Source organism: Mucilaginibacter sp. 3215 (assembly GCF_050433785.1).
Lineage (GTDB): Bacteria > Bacteroidota > Bacteroidia > Sphingobacteriales > Sphingobacteriaceae > Mucilaginibacter.
Genome location: NZ_JBNPWO010000009.1, coordinates 131,793 through 152,973 on the forward strand (window position 1 = coordinate 131,793; position 21,181 = coordinate 152,973).

Genomic DNA, 21,181 nt, shown 5'->3' on the forward strand with positions numbered 1-21,181 from the left:
TTAAGCCATGAAGGAAAAGAAGTTTACTATGAAACTTATTGAAGCTTCGATAAGTGACATTGAATTAGTAGGAGGTAAAAATGCATCGCTTGGAGAAATGATGCAGAACATCTCTCAATTTGGAATTGATATTCCTGACGGGTTTATCATAACAAGTAAGGCCTATTACCAGTTCATTGCAGATAATCAGCTTGATAAAATGATCAGGGATATCCTTGAGGATAAAGACCTGTCCAACTTGCAGGTTCTGTTATCCTGTGGCAGTAAAATACGAAAGCTTATACAAAACGGCCGGTTTTCTGTTGTTATGCAGAATGAGATCCTTGAAGCTTATAAGGATCTGCTGATCCAATATGCAGATAATGCAGCCGACGTTGCAGTCCGCTCATCGGCTACTGCTGAAGACCTGCCCGATGCATCATTTGCAGGCCAGCAGGATACCTATTTAAATATAAGCGGAGAAGCAAGTTTGTTAACAGCGATAAAGAATTGCTTTGCCTCATTATTTACCGACAGGGCAATCAGCTACCGGGAATCATTTAATTATGATCACTTTAATGTCGGCCTTTCTGTTTGTGTTCAAAAAATGGTGCGCTCAGATAAAGGCGTTTCGGGGGTTGCATTTTCATTAGATACAGAAAGCGGTTTTAAAGATGCAGTGATTATTAACGGATCATACGGCTTAGGAGAAATGGTGGTGCAGGGATCAATTAACCCTGACGAATTTATCGTTTACAAGCCATTGTTGAAAAGTGGTTTCCGGCCCATCCTTGAAAAAAAGTTAGGCAAAAAGCATAAAAAAATGATTTACGGAAACCCGGGAGAAGCCTCCGTAAAAATCATTGATACTCCTGTTGAGGAAAGTTCAAGGTTTTGCCTTTCTGACGATCAGATCATTCAGTTAAGCAACTGGGTAATTGTTATTGAAGCCTATTACACCAAATTGAAAGACAAATGGTGCCCCATGGATATTGAATGGGCGGTAGATGGGATTACCGGCAGATTGTTTATAGTACAGGCCAGGCCCGAAACTATTCACTCTCGCAAGCAAGTAAACCTGCTTGCCGAATTTCGCATTAATGACCCGGACAGAGCAGACAGGATCCTGCTGAAAGGGATCGCTGTTGGTGATAAAATTGCGACCGGAAGGGTACATAATCTCTCCGGTATTGGTAAGCAAAATATCCACGAAATTAACTTTTTACCCGGCGATATCATGGTGACCGATATGACCGACCCTGACTGGGAACCGATAATGAAAAAAGCATCGGCTATCATTACCAATAAAGGCGGCCGGACCTGCCATGCCGCCATTGTTGCCCGCGAATTGGGCGTTCCGGCAATAGTTGGCTGCGAATGTGCAACTGCAATCCTGAAAAACGGTGATGAAATAACCGCCTCCTGTGCTGAAGGCGACGCCGGAATTATATACAGTGGCACAGTGGCATTTACTAAACGGGAGCATGATCTTAACGATTTGCCTGAAATTGAAACACCGCTAATGATGAATATCGGATCGCCCGAAATTGCATTTCAATATGCGCATTATCCCGGAAAGGGCGTGGGCCTTGCCAGGGAAGAATTTATCATCAATAACTACATAAAAATTCACCCATTAGCCCTCCTCGAGCACAGGAACCTGAATGATGCCTCATTAACAGCGCATATTGAGGAGGCTATGCTGGGTTATGATAGTGAAGAGGCATTTTTCATTGAAAAATTATCGTATGGAGTAGCCAAGATAGCCGCTGCATTTTATCCCAATAAAGTAATTGTACGTTTCTCGGATTTTAAAACCAATGAATACTACAATATGCCGGGCGGCAAGTATTTCGAACCGAATGAGGAAAATCCAATGATCGGTTGGAGAGGAGCATCCAGGTACTATTCTAAAGTATATAAAGATGCCTTTGGGATGGAGTGTAAAGCTATTAAGAAGGTACGAGAGATGATGGGCCTTGATAATGTGGTGGTGATGATCCCTTTTTGCCGCACAGTGAATGAACTTTCATTGGTATACGAAACTATGAACGAGTATGGCCTGAAACGTGGGGAAAACGGGCTTGAAGTTTATCTGATGGCCGAAGTTCCGTCGAACGTGATCCTGGCCGAACAGTTTGCCGATCATGTAGATGGTTTTTCAATTGGTTCCAATGACCTTACCCAGCTTGTACTGGGGCTCGATCGTGATTCGTCTTTAGTGGCGGGCTTATACAACGAGCGTAATGATGCGGTAAAGTTCATGATCTCATCGTTAATAAAAACTGCAAAGAAAAGAGGCGTGAAGGTGGGGATCTGCGGGCAGGGGCCATCTGATTATCCTGATTTCGCCCAGTTTTTGGTAGAAGAGGGTATTGACAGCATCTCCGTTACGCCCGATTCGTTTTTTAAAACAGTAATGGCTATCAAGAAAATAGAGGATGAAATTGAAGAGGCGAAACGGCTATGCCTATCTGCTTGATATGAACGATTTATTAACTAATGCTAAAGCCGCTACTCAATCGGGGTAGCGGTACTAATTTTAAAACTTTATTATATGAAAGCGGTAAAAACTTTAAGCCAGTTTATCATTGAAAAACAAGCAGAATTTCCTTACGCCACAGGTGAGCTCTCCAGGCTACTGAGAGATATTGGGATTGCGGCAAAGGTTGTTAACAGGGAAGTTAACAGGGCGGGATTGGCTGATCTGACCCTCGATAACGGTTCGGTAAACATACAGGGCGAAAGCCAGAAAAAGCTGGATGTTTTTGCCAATGAACAGTTTATTTCGGCCTTACAGCACGGCGGCGAATGTTGTGTAGTAGTATCCGAAGAAAGTGATGAATATATTGATATCGACAGTGAGATCTCAAAAAATGCTAAATATATTGTAGCGATAGATCCCCTGGATGGCTCTTCTAACATTGATGTAAATGTAAGTGTAGGCTCTATTTTTTCCATTTACCGAAGAAAAACAGCAGACGGGCGGGCGTCGATTAAGGACGTTTTGCAAAGGGGCTCGGAGCAGGTGGCAGCGGGGTATGTGATTTATGGTTCGTCAACCATGTTGGTTTACACTACAGGGAAAGGGGTGAATGGTTTCACCTTAGACCCCTCACTCGGTGAGTTTTGCCTCTCGCATCCCAAAATGCAAATCCCTGATGATGGCGTCATCTATTCTATAAACGAAGGCTATTATTCTCATTTCCCTGATGGTGTGAAAAAGTATATCAAATATTGCCAGGTTGAAGATGTTTCAACAAACAGGCCGTTTAAAGCAAGATATATCGGATCGATGGTGGCCGACCTGCACCGGAATATGATAAAAGGCGGGATCTTTATTTACCCGGCCAACGCAAGCGATCCGAAGGGGAAACTGCGTTTAATTTATGAATGTAACCCCATGGCGTTCATTATTGAACAGGCCGGAGGCAGAGCCAGTAACGGATACGAACGTATTTTGGACCTGGAGGTTACAGAACTTCATCAGCGTTCGGGGATCTTCATCGGCTCAAAAAATATGGTGACCAAAGCCGAAGAAATGATGAAGCGCTTTTCGCCAATTACAACCAATGTTGACTATAGTTATATGGAATTAATATAAGAAAGCTAAAAGCAGAAAGCACAACGCTAAAAGTTATAAATTGATTTAAAGACAAACCGGGGGAGCGGGGGCGCTATTTAAGTTTACCCGGATTTTTAATTAAAAAACTGTGGGCTATTACTTTACATGTATTACATGTGAATAATAGCCCAACAGTGTATTCATAAATGACATTAGCGGTAGAGGGACTGTCATCCTGAGTTTATCGAAGGATGCGCAGAGGCCCTACCCGCCATGCTTCGACAAGCTCAGCATAATACCCATTTTTTACCAACGCTATACTTGTTTTGCAGCGCTGGCTTTAATATTAAGCCAGATCAAACCTGTCGAGGTTTATTACCTTGGTCCAGGTAGCTACAAAATCTTTTACAAATTTGTCTTGTCCGTCGGCGCTTCCGTATACTTCGGCAATAGCCCTTAGCTCGGCATTGGAGCCAAACACAAGGTCGGCACGGGTTGCCGTCCATTTTACCGCGCCGGTAGCACGGTCACTGCCTTCGTAAAGTTCCCTATCGGGAGCCGTAGCTTTCCATGCGGTGCCCATATCAAGCAGGTTTACAAAAAAATCGTTGCTAAGCACACCTTCGCGCGCGGTGAATACGCCGTGTTTTGATCCGTCAAAATTAATATTCAATACACGCAGACCGCCCAACAATACGGTTAATTCAGGAGCTGTCAGGGTGAGCAGGTGTGCTTTATCAATCAGCAATTCTTCGGTTGATACCGCAAATTTTGACCTGCGGTAGTTGCGGAAGCCATCGGCTGCCGGTTCAAGATAGCCAAAGGATTCTACATCGGTTTCCTCCTGCGAAGCATCGGTACGGCCCGGAGTGAACGGAACGGCGATAGCATGCCCGCCATCTTTAGCAGCTTTTTCAATAGCGGTACTTCCTGCCAGCGCGATCAAATCGGCCAGTGAAACTTTTTTGCCATCGGTTTGAGCGCCGTTAAACTCATTTTGGATGCCTTCAAGCACGCTCAGTACTTTTTGCAATTGCGTAGGGTTGTTTACCTGCCAGTACCTTTGCGGGGCCAGGCGGATGCGGGCGCCATTTATACCACCGCGTTTATCCGTACCGCGGAACGTAGAAGCAGAAGCCCATGCTGTTGAGACCAGTTCAGTTACACTTAAGCCCGATGCCAGTATTTTCCCCTTTAAAGCAACAACGTCGCTTTCAACTATCGGGGCATAATTGGCAGCCGGGATAGGATCTTGCCAAAGCAGCACTTCTTCAGGCACATCGGCACCCAGGTAACGCGCCCGTGGCCCCATATCGCGGTGTGTTAATTTATACCACGCACGTGCAAAAGCATCAGCAAATTGATCCGGGTTTTCCAGGAAACGCCTTGATACCTTTTCATAGGCAGGGTCAAACCTTAACGCCAGATCGGTAGTAAGCATGGTTGGTAAACGCTTTTTCGAAGCATCGTAAGCATCAGGGATGATAGCTTCGGCGTTTTTAGCAACCCATTGGTGCGCGCCGGCCGGGCTTTTGGTTAATTCCCATTCAAAGCCAAACAGGTTTTCGAAAAAGTTATTGCTCCATTTGGTAGGGGTTGTAGTCCAGGTTACTTCAAGGCCGCTGGTTATGGTATCAGCACCTTTGCCCGAGCCATAACTGTTGTGCCAGCCAAAACCCTGTGCTCCAATGTCAGACGCTTCAGGCTCCTTGCCAACATTATCCGCCGACGCGGCACCGTGGGTTTTGCCAAAAGTGTGGCCGCCTGCTATCAATGCAACGGTTTCCTCATCGTTCATGGCCATGCGGCCAAATGTGTCCCGGATATCTTTAGCAGCCATGATGGGATCGGGGTTGCCGTCCGGGCCTTCAGGATTTACATAAATCAGACCCATTTGCACGGCGGCGAGTGGTTTTTCGAGATTGCGTGTGTGAATATAACCGTCTGCGTCATCATCTGATACCAATACACCATGCCCTTCCTGTACACCTGGCGAACCATGTGCATAACGGATATCACCGCCCAGCCAGGTGGTTTCTGAGCCCCAGTATACTGATTCATCTGCTTCCCAGGCATCCTCGCGGCCGCCGGCAAAGCCAAAGGTTTTAAAACCCATTGATTCAAGTGCTATGTTTCCGGTAAGGATCATCAGATCGGCCCATGAAATTTTGCGCCCATACTTTTGCTTAATAGGCCAAAGCAGCCTGCGGGCCTTATCAAGGCTCACATTATCGGGCCAGCTGTTAAGCGGCGCGAAACGTTGCAAACCTGCTCCGGCACCTCCGCGGCCATCACCTACGCGATAGGTGCCGGCACTGTGCCAGGCCATGCGGATAAACAAGCCGCCATAATGGCCAAAATCTGCCGGCCACCAATCCTGCGAGTCGGTCATAAGCGCGTGCAGGTCTTTTTTTACAGCTTCAAGGTCGAGGCTTTTAAAGGCTTCAGCATAATTAAAATCTTCATCCATAGGGTTTGATAGTGAAGAGTTCTGCCGAAGGATATTAAGCTTTAGCTGGTTAGGCCACCAATTGTGGTTGCGTGTACCGCCGCCGCCAACATTGTGCTTCATTGTACCGTTGTGAAACGGGCATTTACTGATGTCATTTGATCCGTTTTCCATAATTATAGTTATAAATTGAATAGACTGCTTAAACCGTCGTTAGGTATTAAGTTTTATAAAAGTAGGATGTTAATAGCAACAATCACAATCAATTAATTCTATAAGCGGATAGCTAAAAGCTATAACATAGTTCAGATGGCCGGGCTTTAAAATGGTAAAAAGATGCGGTTATATCCGCCAAATTGCATGTGCCGGGAATTGTAATTTTAATCTTTTGTTAATTAGCGTGTAAAAAAAACACCTTTTTTACATGCTAATTAATCTTTTTATTAACGAAATGTTTAGTTTTGCAGCAACCCTAAACTTATCAATATTGAAAAAAATATCCCATCCTGTAACAATAACCCTATCAAAGTCGTCTTCTTAAAATATGAAGATGTTAACGGCGGTGTCCGGCTGATTGGTTTAACGATGTTTTTTGCTGAAAAATTTACGGTATAATTTAAACATAGCAGCAGCGTTTAATGCTGCCTAACGATATTCCCGATAGTTCTTTAATGAGTATTTTTATTGTAAAATACAGTTTTAGTTAAAAAAAACAATGTGTTAGCCAGGGATAACACATTGTTTATTCTCCTTCCGGGCCAGCTTATTTTATCCAGGCGCTTTCTCCCATTATTCTTCGAAACTTATAAATGCAAATTCCCTACTGACCATTGATATGCTGCTTTCATAGCCTTACAGAAATGACTTGTTTATTAAATGTTGCCAGGACGTTTTTTAATTTGTCAGTTACACTTAACTTAGGGCCAGTCAATTCGTCAATAATTACCGTATTAAACCTAAATTAATGAACCTTAAAAAGTGTTTGTCCATATTAGTCGGAAGCGTAATGCTCAATACCGCCGCGTTAGCCAAAGTGATAATGCCGGGTGTTTTTAGCGATAACATGGTTTTACAGCAAAAAACCATGGCCCGGGTTTGGGGCAAGGCGGATGCGGGTAAAACCGTAACCATTACGTCGTCATGGAACAACAAAACCTATACAACCATTGCCGATGCTGATGGTAACTGGAAAACGAAGATCAAGACGCCATCGTACGGAGGGCCGTACCAGGTAACTATAACCGACGGCAGCGACCCGGTGGTTTTAAATAATGTACTAATAGGAGAGGTGTGGATTTGCTCGGGCCAGTCGAATATGGAAATGCCGGTAGCGGGCTGGGGACAGGTGAACAATTATAAAGAAGAAATAGCTAATGCCAATTACCCCGAGATTCGTTTGTTGCAGGTTGTTCAGGCAACAAACCTTACCCCGCAAACCAGTTTAAAGGTGGCTAATAATGGCTGGCAGGTATGCTCGCCTCAAACTATCGGCGAATTTTCGTCAGTGGCATATTTTTTTGCCAGGGAGATCAACAAGCAGGTTAAAATTCCCATCGGCCTCATTAGCTCAAACTGGGGAGGCACCATGATCGAAGCCTGGAGCGATGAAAACACGCTAACTAATAACCCGGTTTTCAGTGCACAGATCAAACAGCAGCAGGAATCTGCTAAAACAGAAACGCCATCAACCTTTGCACAAAAATTGGATGAGTGGAACAAGATTGCCACCGCTGCCGATTGGGGGTATACCAATAATAACGCGTTTAATCCTGATACTGCCGGCTGGAGGAGCATGCTGCTACCCCAGTTTTTTGAAAAAGGCGCTTTAGGAGACTTCGATGGCGTTGTTTGGTTCCGTAAAAAGATCACCATTCCTGCAGCCTGGGCCGGGCAGGATGTAAAGATTAGCCTGGGTAAAATAGATGATAATGAAATAACATTTTTTAACGGTGAAAAGATAGGTGCTACGGACGGTTACACGCAGTCGCGCAATTACATTATTCCTGCTGCAAAGGTAAAGGCCGGGGAGTCGGTGATTACTGTGCGGGTTTTTGACAGCGGTGGTGGTGGCGGTCTGTATGGCGCCGATGAGATGCAATTGGCATCAGTATCGGGTGAAAAGATTTCCTTAGCCGGTAATTGGGATTATAAAGTAGGTTTTAATATAAAAAGCCTGCCATCTATACCTGTTGTCAATAACCCGAACCGTTTGGCTGTGTTGTATAATGCGATGATCAATCCGCTTACTCCAATGGCTATCCGTGGTGCTATCTGGTACCAGGGCGAAGCCAATACAGGCAGGTCGGGCCAGTATAAAGAATTATTTGAGGGCATGATAAACGGCTGGCGCACCATTTGGAACGAGGGCGATTTTCCGTTTTATTTTGTGCAGTTAGCTAACTGGCAAAAGCGTGATACGGAACCTGTTCCTTCCGGCTGGGCCGAATTACGAGAAGCCCAAACCCAAATACTTGAACTGCCTAACACCGGCATGGCTGTAGCTATTGACCTTGGTGAGGCCGATAATATCCACCCTAAAAATAAACAGGAAGTGGGCCGCAGGCTGGCATTGGTCGCACTTGATAAAACCTATCATAAAAAACAGTCCTATTCCGGGCCGATGTACAAATCACAAAAAATTGATGGTGATAAAATTGAATTAAGCTTTAATTATACCGATGGCGGTTTAAAAGCACAGGGAGGCGACAATATGCAGGGTTTTGCCATAGCCGGTGAGGATATGAAGTTTCATTGGGCTACCGCAGTTATAAAAGGTGATAAGGTTATTGTGAGCAGCCCGGATGTTACAAATCCCGTTGCCGTAAGGTACGCCTGGGCCAATAACCCGGTAAGTACGTTGTACAATGGCGTTGGATTACCAGCTTCGCCTTTCCGTACGGATAATTGGGAAAGGAAGTAATTAACATAATACAACGTAATCATCTTCCAAAATCCAGACTTACGAAGTTGTTAAAACTTCGTAAGTCTTCAACCGCCCTGCCAGGTTACAACAATGGCCTCGGATCAAATATTACCCTGATGGAGTTTATCTTACCATCAACCACATGATACCACCCGCAGCTGAATATGGTGGCGCGGTCCATATCAATATCATAAAAGATACATACATCATCGCCATCGCTAAACACACGTTTAATATCATATTTTAGCTTCATGTGCTGCATATCAGTAAAATAGGCATCGGCACCGTCGCGCTGGCCAAGTACGCCTACAAATTTCAAGTCGTCTGCCACGCAATTGCGGGCCTCTGCAAAATTTTCTTCGTTTAATGCTTTTATGAAGGAAAGCACCACGTCATTGGCGCTGCCAACTGTTGCACCTGCTTCTGTTGTCATAGGAGTAATTATTTAAGGTGACAATGATTTACATATAGCTATCAATAATTATTCCTTTAAACATCATTCAGTAATAATTATTAAATTTATTAGGATGAAAAAGCATTTCGTAATAAAGCTGGTGGGTAACCGCCCAACGTTTCCTAACGATATGACCGATGACGAACGCGTTATTATGCAAGCTCATTCCGAATATCTGAAAGGGAAAATGAAAGAAGGCCTGGTGCTTATCTTTGGCCCGGTTTTCGACCCGAAAGGTGTTTATGGCCTTGGCATCCTTACAGTTGATGACGAAGCTCAGGTGCACGAAATTATTGCCAATGATCCGGCCAATGTTTTAGGTACTTATGAAGTGGCGTTGATGATGGCCTGGATATCGGCTTAGTTTTAAGTTAACAAGAAAGCCGCCCGGTAATACAGGCGGCTTAAAATCAAAACAACAAAATTAAAAAGGATTAATCGAGTGGCGGCTGAAGTTGGGTAGTTACACCAATGCGGTTCCAGGCATTGATGGTGATGATAGCCATAATCACTTGTGCCAGGTATTTTTCGTCAAATAATTCTGCGGCTTTTTTATAGGTTTCGTCAGATACGCGGCCGGCGATCAGGGTTACTTCTTCGGTAAGGGCTAATATTGCACGTTCCTGCTCATCAAAAAGAGGTGATTCGTGCCATACGCTGATGTTATAAATACGACGCTCTATTTCGCCGGCTTTGCGGGCATCGGCAGTGTGCATATCCACGCAGTAGGCACACCCATTAATTTGTGAAGCGCGGATCTTGATCAGGTCTTTATGACGGGTGGTTAACTCAGTGCTTTCGATGTATTTTTCAAGGGCAAACATGGCCCTGTATGCAGCCGGTTCGGCGATGTTGATTTTTAAGCGATTCATGTTTTTTTCTTTTTTGTTAATACAAAATTGGGGATAAACATGGCCTCAAAAAATGAACTGAGTTTAAGAAAATCAGATTTTTTTAGCCCTGAGCCTGCTTAAAAATTGCGGAGTGAAGCCTAAATAAGATGCCAGCATGTATTGGGGCACCCGCTGTACAAAGGCCGGGAAAAGGCTGGTGAAATGCCGGTAACGCTCCTCATCGTTTTGATTAAAAATATATCCAATACGCCGTTGCGACGCAACAAAGGCTTTTTGCATCATGACGCGGAAATAGCTTTCCATTTGCGGCACAGCTTCAAACAGCGCCACTCGGTTTTTTTCGGTGAGCAACAGCAATTCCGAAGCCTCGATGGTTTGGATATAGGTAGTTGAGGGCTGGTGGTTGAGCAGGCTGTCCTGGTCTGCAATCCACCAATTTTCCAGGCCAAACTGGATGATCTGCTCATTAAGCTTATTGTTAACAAAGTACTGCCTTACAAGCCCTTTGAGTACAAAATAATTACCTGCACAATGTTTGCCCGGTTCTAAAATGAGCTCTTTCTTTTTAAATTTCTTTAATTCAAAATGCCGGCAAATAGTTTCCTCGTCGGCCAGTGACAACTGGACATATCTTTTAACATGGTTAATGAGTTCGGGATACATAGATCAGGTATGAATTAGCAGGAGCAAATTTGCCAAATTTGATCGAATTGTACGAATGACAAATTATGTGCCCACCTGCCATCCGTCAAGCCTGCAATCAAATTTATAGCCAGTATCCCACATCAACGAGTTCCAGTTATTAATGGCTTGTAGTTCCATCTTAACAGGAGTAGTTATTCCTGATATCTCAAAATCGCCGTCATAGTCAGATATTTCAATATCCTGATAGGTAGGGAAAGCATGTTGAAGGTGCTCCTTAAAATTAATTGCTTTTATTTCTGTATCAGTGAGAAAGAAAAACTCTATAGGAAGTTCATCTTTTGGCTCTACACCATCATTATATATTCTTTCCAAAACATCGGCGTTGGTTTCAAGATCTATCTCATTCTCGTACGTTCCCTGATCAAAATAGGTGTTCATTATAGGCTGATTTTATTATTAAATAATTGTTATTAATAAGCTTTATCTGTACCTTCAAATTCGGCTTTTTCCTCGTATCCTAAATTCAAATCATCTTCAATTTTTTGCCGTGTTGGGCGCTGGTATATGGCATATAAAACAAGCGCAGCCGATATGGAAATAAATACTACGTTGTTGGTTAATAAAAAGCATACTATACCAAATAACGAAGGGCCTTCCAATAAGGCCATGCGTATAATAAATGCTGCCTGGTACAATTTAAGTTTAGCAAGCAGGGGCTGATCGTTTTTGATATTGCCTATCATGTTTTTAGGTAATAGCATAGATACGAGGAAACACCCTACTGCTATTGCCGGCATCACATATATCAGTGCATCGTTTTTAGGGTTTAGTGGCTGTTGTTTTCCAATTGCAAAAACAACAATACCAAATAATATCTGCCCGGCAACCAAAGCGAGGTGAATGATGGTAATTTGTTTTAATATTAAAGACGGAGTTTGGTTTTGCGCTTGTTTGCTGATCATGTGATATGGCTGGTGTTAGTTTTCAGCAAGTTAAGTAATAAATATGAAACCGTCGCAAAGCACCCTGATAATGTCATTTTTGCCCCTCTCATCCCACGGGTACACGCCCTAACTTTATACTAAACAAAAACATACTATCATGACAACTAAAGAAATTGTACAGCAGGTGATCAACGCTTTTGATAATAATGACGTTGAAAAAATCTTAAGTTTTTTTGCCGACGACGTAAAATGGACTATGAAAGGCTCATCCGTAACTATTATGAACGGGAAGAATGAAGTGGAGCAATTTTTAGGCGGAATGGAAGATGTAAAAATGGTTTCATCAACCAAGGAGCATATTATTGTGGACGGCAACACTGCGGCTGTCGACGGCCTTGTTCGGTGCAAAGACAAAAATGGCAAAGACATGGCTATGTACTATGCGGATATATATGAACTTGAAAATGACAAGGTAAAAAAAATTACCTCGTACATAGTTGACAAAAAGGAATAGATTGTTTTTGAGGTGAAAGGAAAAAGGTTAAAGGTGAAAGGTTTTGACTTCTGCGACCTAAACTTCTTCGAGCGTTAGCAGGTTATCGATACCCGACTTATCTGCTAACGACTTAAGGTGTTTTTTGCCGTTTTCGGGTTTTACTATAGTAAGATAGGTTTTGCCCCGCTCGGTGCTTACATAAAAAGCCTGGCTGTTGACTTCGATACGGGCTATGGCTTCGGCAACGGAGATCACTACTCTTGGCCTGTCTAACGATTCATAATAACCGATGTGGGTTATTTGGTCATGTGTGCTTGATGCTTTGGGTTTATCAATACAGTTTACCTGGTAGCTTGCCATAAAATATTAGTGTGGTATGGGTAAAGATAGGGTTTATTAGATAAGATACCGAAGCTAATAAATATTGGGAGGTTGAACCTGTTTAGTCACCCCACTTGCTAAGTTTATGCAGGCATGGTGACGACCTGTCCCATGGGATACTGAAACAAGTTCAGGATGACGGTTACATTTGTTTATTTTAAAACCCTTATTTTTGCCCCTCATCAATCCCGGTAAATTGTACTCAAAAGAACAGGCAACTCAACTAAAACAGGCGTTCTGGACAGCGTTTGGGCAATACCTCAAACCCCAGCTTTCGGCCGATGGCCTGCGCACTAACTGGGTTAATTATAAAACTGGTATCAAGCACCTGTACTTTAAAATGGAAGCTGATAAAAAGTCTGCCTTTATAGCTATTGAAATGAGTCATCCTGATGCTGATATCCAACAATTGATGTTTGATCAGTTTGTTGAGCTAAAGAATGTCCTGAGCAGTCAGCTTGATGAGGAATGGAACTGGCAGTTGCACACTACCGATGACTATGGCAAAACGGTGAGCCGCATTATTAAAACCCTACCCGGCGTAAGTGTATTTAACCAGCAGGACTGGCCCGCGCTGATCTCTTTCTTTAAACCAAGAATTATCGCGCTTGATGAGTTTTGGAGCATAGCGCAGTATAGTTTTGATTTGTTCAGGTAGATTACATCATATAAAAGACTATCGTCATTGTGAGTAAGCCCGGAAAAATTGTGATGATATATAAATATATTTTAGTGATGTTGTGCGGGGGGCCGCGTTAGGGATTGCAGTGTAAAGCCCGTAGCGTGTATAAGGATTGCGGGCTGGAAAGGCGAGGACTTGTAACGGAAAGCCCGGGCCGCAGGCAACGCCCATATTATAAAACAGATTTAAAAGCACGCTTAATAATCAATAACTATTATAATATACGAAACAATCCCCGATTGACAGAGTGATATGCAAATGACCCTGTACAGTTTGGGATTGCTTCGTACCTCGCAACGACGAGCAGAGATATTACTTTTTCTTTAACGCGACCTCCGGATAAAATTTTACACCATATCCATATGTGCCACATCATCGCCGGCTGCCAAAAAGCAATGGTTAACTGTGTCGATAACATCGCTCAAATTAAAAGGCTTGGCAATAAAAGCATCGGAACCATAGCTGCCTAATGATTCCAGCACACGCGGGTAGGCCGATACCATCACCACCGGGATATGCGCCGTGGCCGGGTTTGTTTTTAGCATGTGGCAAAGTTCGCCACCGTTTATACCGAACAAAATGTAATCCAAAATTACAAGGTCGGCGTTAGCTGATAGGGCCGCCTTGCATATGTCATCAGTATAGTTCAGTACCTCAACTTCATAGTGCTCCATTTCCAGAGCTTCTTTCATCACTTCCAAAATATCCTCGCTATCATCGAGGATCAAGATCTTTTTTGACATAATTAATAATTGGTAAAGAAGATAACGCGGGGAACGTTTCTTTTGTTTTCAAAGTTATATCCAATTATTGTAACAATCAAGTAACAACCTGTAGCTCTAAGATATTGTTATTATTTACAGCTTCAGGTTATCTACGAGGTTATGAACAGATGCCAAAACGATATCCAAATTTGCAGGAGAATCTGTCACTTTCGAGATCATGATACCGCCCTCAATAAGCGCTATCATGCTTAAGGCCGTTTCTGTAGTGTTGATGCCCGGCTTAAGCTCGCCTGCATCGATGCCTGCTTTAATGAGGTTTTCGATGCCCGTTTTCCAACGGATCACCGCCCTGGCGGCTTTATCTTTCAGCAATGGGTTGGTGTCGTCGGCATCAACAGCAGTATTCAGAATAGGGCAGCCGCCGGGAATAAAATCACCCCGCGTAAAACTGTGGTATACCTGGGCATAAACCAATAATTTGTCATGGTAGCTGGTGGCCCGCTGAATCCGCTCCTGGATCTGTTTGCGCACTTTGCCCGAGTTATATTCAAATACTTCGGCAGCTACTTCTTCCTTATTTTTAAAGTTACCGTAAATACTGCCCTTGGTGAGGCCGGTGGCTTCGGTAAGATCGGAAAGGGATGTACCGGCATACCCCTTTTTATTAAATACGGGTGAGGTACGCTCAATAATGAATTGACGTGTACGTTCGGCTTTTGACAATTCGTTTTCCATAACGCAAATATACCAATTGGTATTAATTAGTGGTCATTTATGATAACAACAGGACGGGCTTGTTTTTTACGGTTGATAACAAGGAACAAGAGCGGCATAGCCAGTAAAAATATCAAACCAGAAAATAGGTAGGCATCCAGGTAACTTAATAAAAATGATTGTCTGTTAATGGTATTATCAATAACCGCAATGGCCTTTTTATGTGCTTCAAATGATGAAAAGCCCCGGCTGCTGAAATAATTGTTAAGCTTGGCTATCCGCGCCGTAGTTTGATCGTTGAAAATATTAATATTAGATAACAGGTCATTGCGGTGTAATCCGAAACGTTGGGCTACATAGGTATTGATTACGGCGATGCCAAATGAGCCACCTAACTGCCGCATCATATTATTTAATGCCGTTCCCTGGGGAATGTCTTTAGGTTCGAGCCCCGATACAGCTAAAGCGGTAAGGGGTACGGTCAATAAGGCAATACCCATGGCACGGTAAATAAGCGGTCCAACCAAATCACCAGGCGCTGCCTCCAGGTTCATGCGCGACATTTGCCAGGTAAAGCTGATGAAGATAACGAACCCCGCAGTAATAATGACCAACGGAGATACACCTTTTTTTAACAATGTGGCCGAAAATAACAAGCCTACAATGGCCAGTACCGCGCCGGGCAACAGAATAAGGCCCGTAATTGTTGGCGGGAACAGGAGCACCCTTTGGGCAAGCACAGGTGTGAGGAATACAGACGTAAACAGGCCAAACCCGGTTACAAATGTCAGTATAGCCGCTACCGCGAGCGACTTGCTTCGCAACACCCTAAGATCAATAACAGGGTTAGGCGTTGTCAGCTCCCACCAAATGAAAGTACTGAGACTGATGACAGCTATTATAGTAAGCACGATGATATAACCTGCCGAAAACCAGTCGTCCGTTTCGCCGCGTTCCAATACGGTTTGGAGGGAGCCTATGCCGATGACGAGAAGTAGGATGCCCCACCAGTCTACACTTTTTACTTTGGCTTTGATCTCCGGTTCGGTGACCAGTAATAAACTGGATATAGTTACAGCAATACCGATAGGGATGTTGATGTAAAAGATCCATGGCCAACTATAATTTTCGGTAATGAACCCACCCAGAGTAGGCCCAATGGTCGGGCCTAAAAATACACCTACACCAAATAGCGCGCTGGCTATGCTTACGCGTTCCTTGCCGTAAACCTCAAATACAATAGCCTGAGATACTGATAACAGCGCGCCGCCGCCGATGCCCTGCAAAAAGCGGAAGGCGACCAGTGTCCATATGTTTGACGCGAGCCCGCACATGGCCGAAAAGAAAGTGAACGCGATGATAGACCCGATATAATAATTACGCCGGCCAAGCTTGGTGGTTAAAAAGCTGGTCATCGGGATTACGATGATGTTGGCAATGGCATAAGCTGTAATAACCCAGGAAGTATCTTCGAGCGTGGCGCCAAGGTTACCGCTCATGTGCGAGAGGGCGACATTTACTATGGAGGTGTCAATCAATTCCATGATAGCTGCGGCTATTACGGTAATGATGAGAATGCTTTTTTTCATTGAAGTATGAGTTTTGGAACTACAATTATCCTAAAAAATACCAATCGGTATTTTTTAGGATAAAAAATAAAAACCAGAGAATTATCTCTGGTGAAGGGCTTTTAAAGCTTCGTCTGGGTTTGACAGAAACAAACGGTAGAATGGTTCGGTACCACCAACGCGGATCTCAAAGTTATTGGTTTCAAAACCGGCTACAAATTCATCAGCAACTTGAGAAGCCGGGATACCGTTATGACCACCAATCTCTGCCGAAAATTCGGTATCAACCAGTGGGGGCATCAGCTCAAATACTTTAATGTTGGTATCTTCTAAAGCGGCACGTAATGATATGGTGTATGAGTGCAGGGCTGCTTTAGTTGCGGAGTAGGTAGCAGTTTGTTTGCCAGGCAAAAAAGCAACTATTGATGATACGTTTACGATAGCCGCTTCGCTTTGCTGCTGTAAAACCGGAAGCAGTTTCTCGTTAAGGCGGATTACTGAAATATAGTTGGTAAACATTTCAGTTTGTGCGTTTTCAAAAACGTTGGGCGTAGTGAGCAGATCGTTAATTGAAGCTGCACCAGCATTGTTGATCACCACATTTAGCTGAGGGAAATCTTTTTTCACTTTTGCGGTTAATGCTTCCACATCTTCTGCATTTGATATATCTGCTTTAATTGCTGTTACATTTTGTAATTGAGCGGCTGCTTTGTCCAAGCGATCCTGGTTGCGGCCAATAATGATTACGTGGTTATTTTTAGCTGATAGTTGTTTTGCAATTTCAAAACCTATACCGGCACTGCCGCCGGTTATCAATACTGTATTTTGTGAAGTTTTCATGTTGTTGTGTGTCATTTAGTTTTGACAGTACAAAAATATACCAATCGGTATATTTTTGTATCATCCATTTGTCATTGTTGTAAATTGTTGATTTTTAGGAATAAGAGGGGCTTAGTAAGTTACGTTCTTGCGCTCGTTTGTAACGAGTGCTTAAAATGGTTTGGCGATTGCATCGCCAGTTGCGTTACAAACGCAAACCCATCTTACACACTCGTTACAAACGAGCGCGAGATAAGGGAGTGGGGGTGATGCAAATGAAAAAGCGTCATTGCGAGGTACGAAGCAATCCCAAACAGTACAGGGCGGTTCTGTAAGTAGGGGATTACTTCATACAGGAATGACGTTGTTTTTAAAAGATCTTTACGAAACTATAAACACCGATAAACTCCTTGGCCCATGCGCTCCGATAACTAAGGACTGCTCAATATCTGCCGTTTTTGAAGGGCCGGAGATAAACGAACCATAGCCATAATCGGCATCGCTAATGGTTTGATAAGCCTGCGCCATGGTAGGTACAAAATCATCTTTGCTAATCACTACCGCCAAATGCTGTGCTATAAAAGGTAATACGCGGCTTCCCATATCCTTTTCAGTAAGCCAGAGGGCCCCGTTTTCGGCAACACCAAGTTTAGTACTAAGTACGGTTAGCTCCACATCGGCAAAGTTGTGGCCGTCTTCGTGTTTCACGTTTTCGGCATAAATGTAATCGCTCAGTTCGTTAAGGGCAGATATGATTTTTACACCGGGTTTAAAATCATTGTTGATGATGGTTTTGATCTCATCAAAGCCACTAACCTCGTAAACAAAGCTTCCGCCTGCTGTAGCTATGGTTTTGTATTTTGACACCAGATCAGTTCTGACATCGGTTAACGTATTCAGCACTTCCATATCTGGCAGCGGCATAGCAGCGGGCTGATTAAATTTTACAGCAGCTAATATTTTTTCTCGGCTCATGAGTTTTTTGCTCCTTTCCTTTTGGCATACCATTCGCCAAACGATTCATCGGGTGCTTTTGGCATTTCGCGTTGGTTGTACCAGGGATTTAATTTATTATTTACCGCAAATGGGGCATATTTAAACACCAGTCGACCGGTTTTTCCGCCCATACGGTACAGGGTTGGTGAGGCCAACGTTAACGCCATAGCTTTCATGGCTATAGTTTTTGCTTTGGGCGAATATCCTTCCTTCACAATCACCTGCCGCCATTTATACAATTGGTCATGAATATCTATCTTAACCGGGCACACGTTGCTGCACGAACCGCAGAGGGTAGAGGCAAAGGGCAGGTCGGCATATTTTTTCATGTCGAGGTTAGGGGCGAGGATAGAGCCTATCGGTCCGGCAACGGCGGTATGGTAGCTGTGACCACCACTTTTGCGATAAACCGGGCAGGTATTCATACAAGCTCCGCAGCGAATACATTTCAATGAGTTGCGGAACTCCTCGCGCCCCAGCTGAATACAGCGCCCGTTATCAACAATAATAATATGAATTTCAGTGCCATCCTGCGGTTTGCTGAAATGGCTTGAGTAGGTAGTAATAGGCTGCCCCGTAGCGCTACGGGTAAGCAGGCGTAGAAACACACCAAGGTGTTTTCTTTCAGGGATGATTTTTTCAATGCCCATCGAGGCGATATGGATCTCGGCCAAATGCGCCCCCATGTCGGCGTTACCCTCGTTGGTACAGATCACGAACTCGCCTGTTTCGGCAATAGCAAAATTAACGCCGGTAAGAGCTGCGCGACGGGTTAAAAATACTTCGCGCAGGTGTTGGCGGGCAGTTTCCGTCAATATTTTAGGATCCGATTCGCCTTTTGCCGAACCTAAATGTTCGTGGAAAATATCACCTATCTCTTCCTTTTTTTTGTGGATACAAGGCAGCACAATATGGCTTGGCGGTTCATTGGCCAACTGTACAATACGCTCGCCAAGGTCGGAGTCAATTACGTCGATGCCCTGTTCTTTCAGGTATTCATTTAAATGGCATTCCTCGGTAAGCATCGATTTGCTTTTAACCATTTTGGTAATGCCCTTTTGCTCAAGCAGGCTGTGTACAATGTGGTTATGTTCTGTGGCGTCGGCCGCCCAGTGTACAATAATGCCATTTTTAATGGCGTTGGCCTCAAACTGCTCCAGGTAGGTGCTCAGGTTTGAGAGTACGTTAAATTTTATTTGGGATGCCGTTTCGCGCAGCAATTCCCATTCAGGGAGTTTATGCGCAGCAATATCTCTTTTAGCGCGTACCCACCACAGGGTTTCGTCGTGCCAGTTTACACGTGGCTCGTCGCGATTAAATTCGGCAGCTAAATGCGGGTGGTCTTTGGTAGTAGCGGTACTCATTACATGCTGTGGTTTAAAATTTCGGCTACGTGAATTACTTTAACATCGCTGTTTTGACGGCGTAAAATGCCTTCGAGGTGCATAAGACACGAAAGATCGGCCGAGGTGATGTATTGCGCGCCGTGCGATATGTGATCTGCCACCCGGTCTTTACCCATTTTGGCCGATACAGCTTCCTCAACCACGCAAAATGTACCGCCGAAACCGCAGCAATCGTCCTGGCGGCTTAATGGTACCAGTTCCAGGCCATTCACCATATCAAGTAGTTGTGCCGGTTTGCTGAAAGGTTCGGCCACTAATTCACTCATTTGGGCTATGCGCAATCCGCGTAATCCATGGCAGCTTTGGTGCAATCCAACCCGGTAAGGAAAGCTGGCTGAGAGTTGTTTTACCCGTAATACATCAACCAAAAACTCGGTAAGCTCATAAATCTTTTTGCGGATCTCTGTTGCCTGGTCCTCTTTTCCATCAGCATGTAAATGCTCTTTGATGTGCAGGGTACAGCTCCCCGAAGGACAAACGATATAATCGTACCCCGAAAAATTATCGACAAATAAATTATTGCAACCGCCGGTTAAATGCTCATAGCCCGAATTGGCCATCGGCTGTCCGCAGCAGGTTTGATTTTTAGGGTAGTGGACTTCACAGCCAAGTTTTTCCAGTAACTCCAGCGTGGCAATGGCCGCTTTGGGGTAAAACTGGTCAACATAGCAAGGAACAAACAAGGCAACTCTCATCGTTTACACGTTTACTTTATTGGTTAAAGCAATATTAGCGTTTATCATTTGCACAACTATCCCCTGGTATCTTGCCGGCAAATCAAACGGTTATATACTAACATCGAAAGTACAGCTAAGTGTGACACGAGTTTTCAATTTTATTTGCAAAATGTTGACTTTTATTTGCAGAAAAGGGAGGATAGACATGGTTTTGATGTTATGCGATAAATTAGGTAAATTTGTTAGGTAAAGATTATTACAATGGCAATAGCTCAGAAATCTCATACCGAACTTAATCCTATACAGGTAAGCTTGTTAAGGTTATTCAATCGCCCAATGTCTGAAAAAGAGACGCTGGAATTAAAAAAGCTATTGACTGATTATTACGCCGACAAATTAGAAGAAGAAGTGAATAAAACAGTTTCGGAAAAAGGGTATACCCAACAAGATTTTGATAAAATGCTCAATGCGGATAGCTAATGAGGGCAGTTATCGATACAAATTGTCTTCTCGCCTCTATCCCTTCCCAAAGTTCCCATTATTGGCTGTACAAAGCATTTAAAGATCTCAAATTTGAATGGCTTATCAGCAATGAAGTACTTACGGAGTATAATGAATTGCTTTCTTCGTATTATTCCACTCAAACCGCGGAGCTTATGCTAAATCTATTGAGTGTTGCTCAGAATGTTATCTATACAGAAGCCTATTTTAAGTGGAATTTGATAACAAATGACCCAGACGACAATAAATTTGTAGACTTAGCAATAGCAGGAAATGCAGATTACATTGTTACGAACGATAAACATTTTGATGTTTTGAAGGGGCTTGACTTTCCCGAACTCAATGTTGTATCCCTTAATCAATTTCGGGAAATAATTTTAGGAAATTGAAAATTCTATCTGAA

At 43.6% G+C, this 21,181-nt stretch carries 22 protein-coding genes; 8 read left to right on the forward strand and 14 right to left on the reverse strand.

The window, feature by feature from the left end; translation table 11 throughout:
• The first annotated feature begins 7 nt into the window (after nt 1-7).
• Nucleotides 8-2,461: a phosphoenolpyruvate synthase gene (gene ppsA, locus ABIC84_RS16285; RefSeq protein WP_429264239.1), complete on the forward strand. Its 2,454-nt coding sequence runs from the start codon at nt 8-10 to the stop codon at nt 2,459-2,461.
• Nucleotides 2,462-2,536: 75 nt separating this feature from the next.
• Complete coding sequence (fbp, locus tag ABIC84_RS16290) at nt 2,537-3,583, forward strand: class 1 fructose-bisphosphatase (RefSeq protein WP_429264240.1); 1,047 nt, start codon at nt 2,537-2,539, stop codon at nt 3,581-3,583.
• A gap of 307 nt (nt 3,584-3,890) precedes the next feature.
• On the opposite strand, the gene katG is transcribed toward fbp, so the two are convergent.
• Nucleotides 3,891-6,167, reverse strand: coding sequence for a catalase/peroxidase HPI (katG, locus tag ABIC84_RS16295; protein ID WP_429264241.1), 2,277 nt, complete (start codon nt 6,165-6,167; stop codon nt 3,891-3,893).
• A 790-nt stretch (nt 6,168-6,957) separates the two neighbouring features.
• Between katG and ABIC84_RS16300 the strand changes: the two genes are divergently transcribed.
• Nucleotides 6,958-8,913: a sialate O-acetylesterase gene (locus tag ABIC84_RS16300; protein ID WP_429264242.1), complete on the forward strand. Its 1,956-nt coding sequence runs from the start codon at nt 6,958-6,960 to the stop codon at nt 8,911-8,913.
• A gap of 85 nt (nt 8,914-8,998) precedes the next feature.
• On the opposite strand, the gene ABIC84_RS16305 is transcribed toward ABIC84_RS16300, so the two are convergent.
• The gene (locus tag ABIC84_RS16305; protein ID WP_112652862.1) at nt 8,999-9,349 is read right to left on the reverse strand and encodes a nuclear transport factor 2 family protein; all 351 of its coding nucleotides are present in this window, start codon (nt 9,347-9,349) and stop codon (nt 8,999-9,001) included.
• A gap of 94 nt (nt 9,350-9,443) precedes the next feature.
• On the opposite strand from ABIC84_RS16305, the gene ABIC84_RS16310 reads away from it, so the two are divergent.
• On the forward strand, nt 9,444-9,734 hold the full coding sequence (locus tag ABIC84_RS16310; RefSeq protein ID WP_429264243.1) for a YciI family protein: 291 nt from the start codon (nt 9,444-9,446) through the stop codon (nt 9,732-9,734).
• A gap of 70 nt (nt 9,735-9,804) precedes the next feature.
• Here the strand turns inward: ABIC84_RS16310 and ABIC84_RS16315 are convergent, their stop codons facing one another.
• The 4 genes from ABIC84_RS16315 to ABIC84_RS16330 form a co-directional block, all read right to left on the reverse strand.
• Entirely contained in the window at nt 9,805-10,242 is a 438-nt protein-coding gene (locus ABIC84_RS16315) for a carboxymuconolactone decarboxylase family protein (protein WP_429264244.1), read from the reverse strand.
• A 72-nt stretch (nt 10,243-10,314) separates the two neighbouring features.
• Nucleotides 10,315-10,887, reverse strand: a complete 573-nt coding sequence (locus ABIC84_RS16320; protein WP_429264245.1) for a Crp/Fnr family transcriptional regulator — start codon at nt 10,885-10,887, stop codon at nt 10,315-10,317.
• Nucleotides 10,888-10,950: 63 nt separating this feature from the next.
• On the reverse strand, nt 10,951-11,307 hold the full coding sequence (locus ABIC84_RS16325; protein WP_429264246.1) for a ribonuclease E inhibitor RraB: 357 nt from the start codon (nt 11,305-11,307) through the stop codon (nt 10,951-10,953).
• A gap of 32 nt (nt 11,308-11,339) precedes the next feature.
• Nucleotides 11,340-11,831: a hypothetical protein gene (locus ABIC84_RS16330; protein WP_429264247.1), complete on the reverse strand. Its 492-nt coding sequence runs from the start codon at nt 11,829-11,831 to the stop codon at nt 11,340-11,342.
• A gap of 139 nt (nt 11,832-11,970) precedes the next feature.
• Between ABIC84_RS16330 and ABIC84_RS16335 the strand changes: the two genes are divergently transcribed.
• Nucleotides 11,971-12,327 (forward strand): nuclear transport factor 2 family protein, encoded by a 357-nt coding sequence (locus tag ABIC84_RS16335; protein WP_429264248.1) that lies wholly within the window; start codon nt 11,971-11,973, stop codon nt 12,325-12,327.
• 57 nt (nt 12,328-12,384) lie between these two features.
• On the opposite strand, the gene ABIC84_RS16340 is transcribed toward ABIC84_RS16335, so the two are convergent.
• Nucleotides 12,385-12,669, reverse strand: a complete 285-nt coding sequence (locus ABIC84_RS16340; RefSeq protein ID WP_176628534.1) for a DUF3892 domain-containing protein — start codon at nt 12,667-12,669, stop codon at nt 12,385-12,387.
• A gap of 193 nt (nt 12,670-12,862) precedes the next feature.
• Between ABIC84_RS16340 and ABIC84_RS16345 the strand changes: the two genes are divergently transcribed.
• Nucleotides 12,863-13,348 carry a DUF4268 domain-containing protein gene (locus ABIC84_RS16345; RefSeq protein WP_429264249.1) on the forward strand — a complete coding sequence of 162 codons (486 nt, stop codon included), beginning with the start codon at nt 12,863-12,865 and terminating at the stop codon, nt 13,346-13,348.
• A 371-nt stretch (nt 13,349-13,719) separates the two neighbouring features.
• On the opposite strand, the gene ABIC84_RS16350 is transcribed toward ABIC84_RS16345, so the two are convergent.
• The 7 genes from ABIC84_RS16350 to ABIC84_RS16380 all read right to left on the reverse strand — a co-directional run bounded on the left by ABIC84_RS16350 (nt 13,720) and on the right by ABIC84_RS16380 (nt 20,295).
• Entirely contained in the window at nt 13,720-14,115 is a 396-nt protein-coding gene (locus tag ABIC84_RS16350; protein WP_429264250.1) for a response regulator, read from the reverse strand.
• A gap of 114 nt (nt 14,116-14,229) precedes the next feature.
• Entirely contained in the window at nt 14,230-14,832 is a 603-nt protein-coding gene (locus tag ABIC84_RS16355) for a TetR/AcrR family transcriptional regulator (protein WP_188833939.1), read from the reverse strand.
• 26 nt (nt 14,833-14,858) lie between these two features.
• Complete coding sequence (locus ABIC84_RS16360; RefSeq protein ID WP_429264251.1) at nt 14,859-16,400, reverse strand: DHA2 family efflux MFS transporter permease subunit; 1,542 nt, start codon at nt 16,398-16,400, stop codon at nt 14,859-14,861.
• An 81-nt stretch (nt 16,401-16,481) separates the two neighbouring features.
• A complete protein-coding gene (locus ABIC84_RS16365; RefSeq protein ID WP_429264252.1) occupies nt 16,482-17,219 on the reverse strand; it encodes an SDR family oxidoreductase in 738 nt (245 codons plus the stop codon).
• Between the two features lie 360 nt (nt 17,220-17,579).
• A complete protein-coding gene (locus ABIC84_RS16370; RefSeq protein WP_429264253.1) occupies nt 17,580-18,173 on the reverse strand; it encodes a LutC/YkgG family protein in 594 nt (197 codons plus the stop codon).
• Nucleotides 18,170-19,558 carry a lactate utilization protein B gene (locus tag ABIC84_RS16375; protein WP_429264254.1) on the reverse strand — a complete coding sequence of 463 codons (1,389 nt, stop codon included), beginning with the start codon at nt 19,556-19,558 and terminating at the stop codon, nt 18,170-18,172. Before ABIC84_RS16375 ends, ABIC84_RS16370 begins: the two co-directional genes overlap by 4 nt.
• Nucleotides 19,558-20,295, reverse strand: coding sequence for a (Fe-S)-binding protein (locus tag ABIC84_RS16380; RefSeq protein ID WP_429264255.1), 738 nt, complete (start codon nt 20,293-20,295; stop codon nt 19,558-19,560). Before ABIC84_RS16380 ends, ABIC84_RS16375 begins: the two co-directional genes overlap by 1 nt.
• 243 nt (nt 20,296-20,538) lie before the next feature.
• On the opposite strand from ABIC84_RS16380, the gene ABIC84_RS16385 reads away from it, so the two are divergent.
• Complete coding sequence (locus ABIC84_RS16385; RefSeq protein WP_429264256.1) at nt 20,539-20,757, forward strand: hypothetical protein; 219 nt, start codon at nt 20,539-20,541, stop codon at nt 20,755-20,757.
• Nucleotides 20,757-21,167, forward strand: coding sequence for a putative toxin-antitoxin system toxin component, PIN family (locus ABIC84_RS16390; protein ID WP_429264257.1), 411 nt, complete (start codon nt 20,757-20,759; stop codon nt 21,165-21,167). Before ABIC84_RS16385 ends, ABIC84_RS16390 begins: the two co-directional genes overlap by 1 nt.
• Nucleotides 21,168-21,181: the final 14 nt, after the last annotated feature.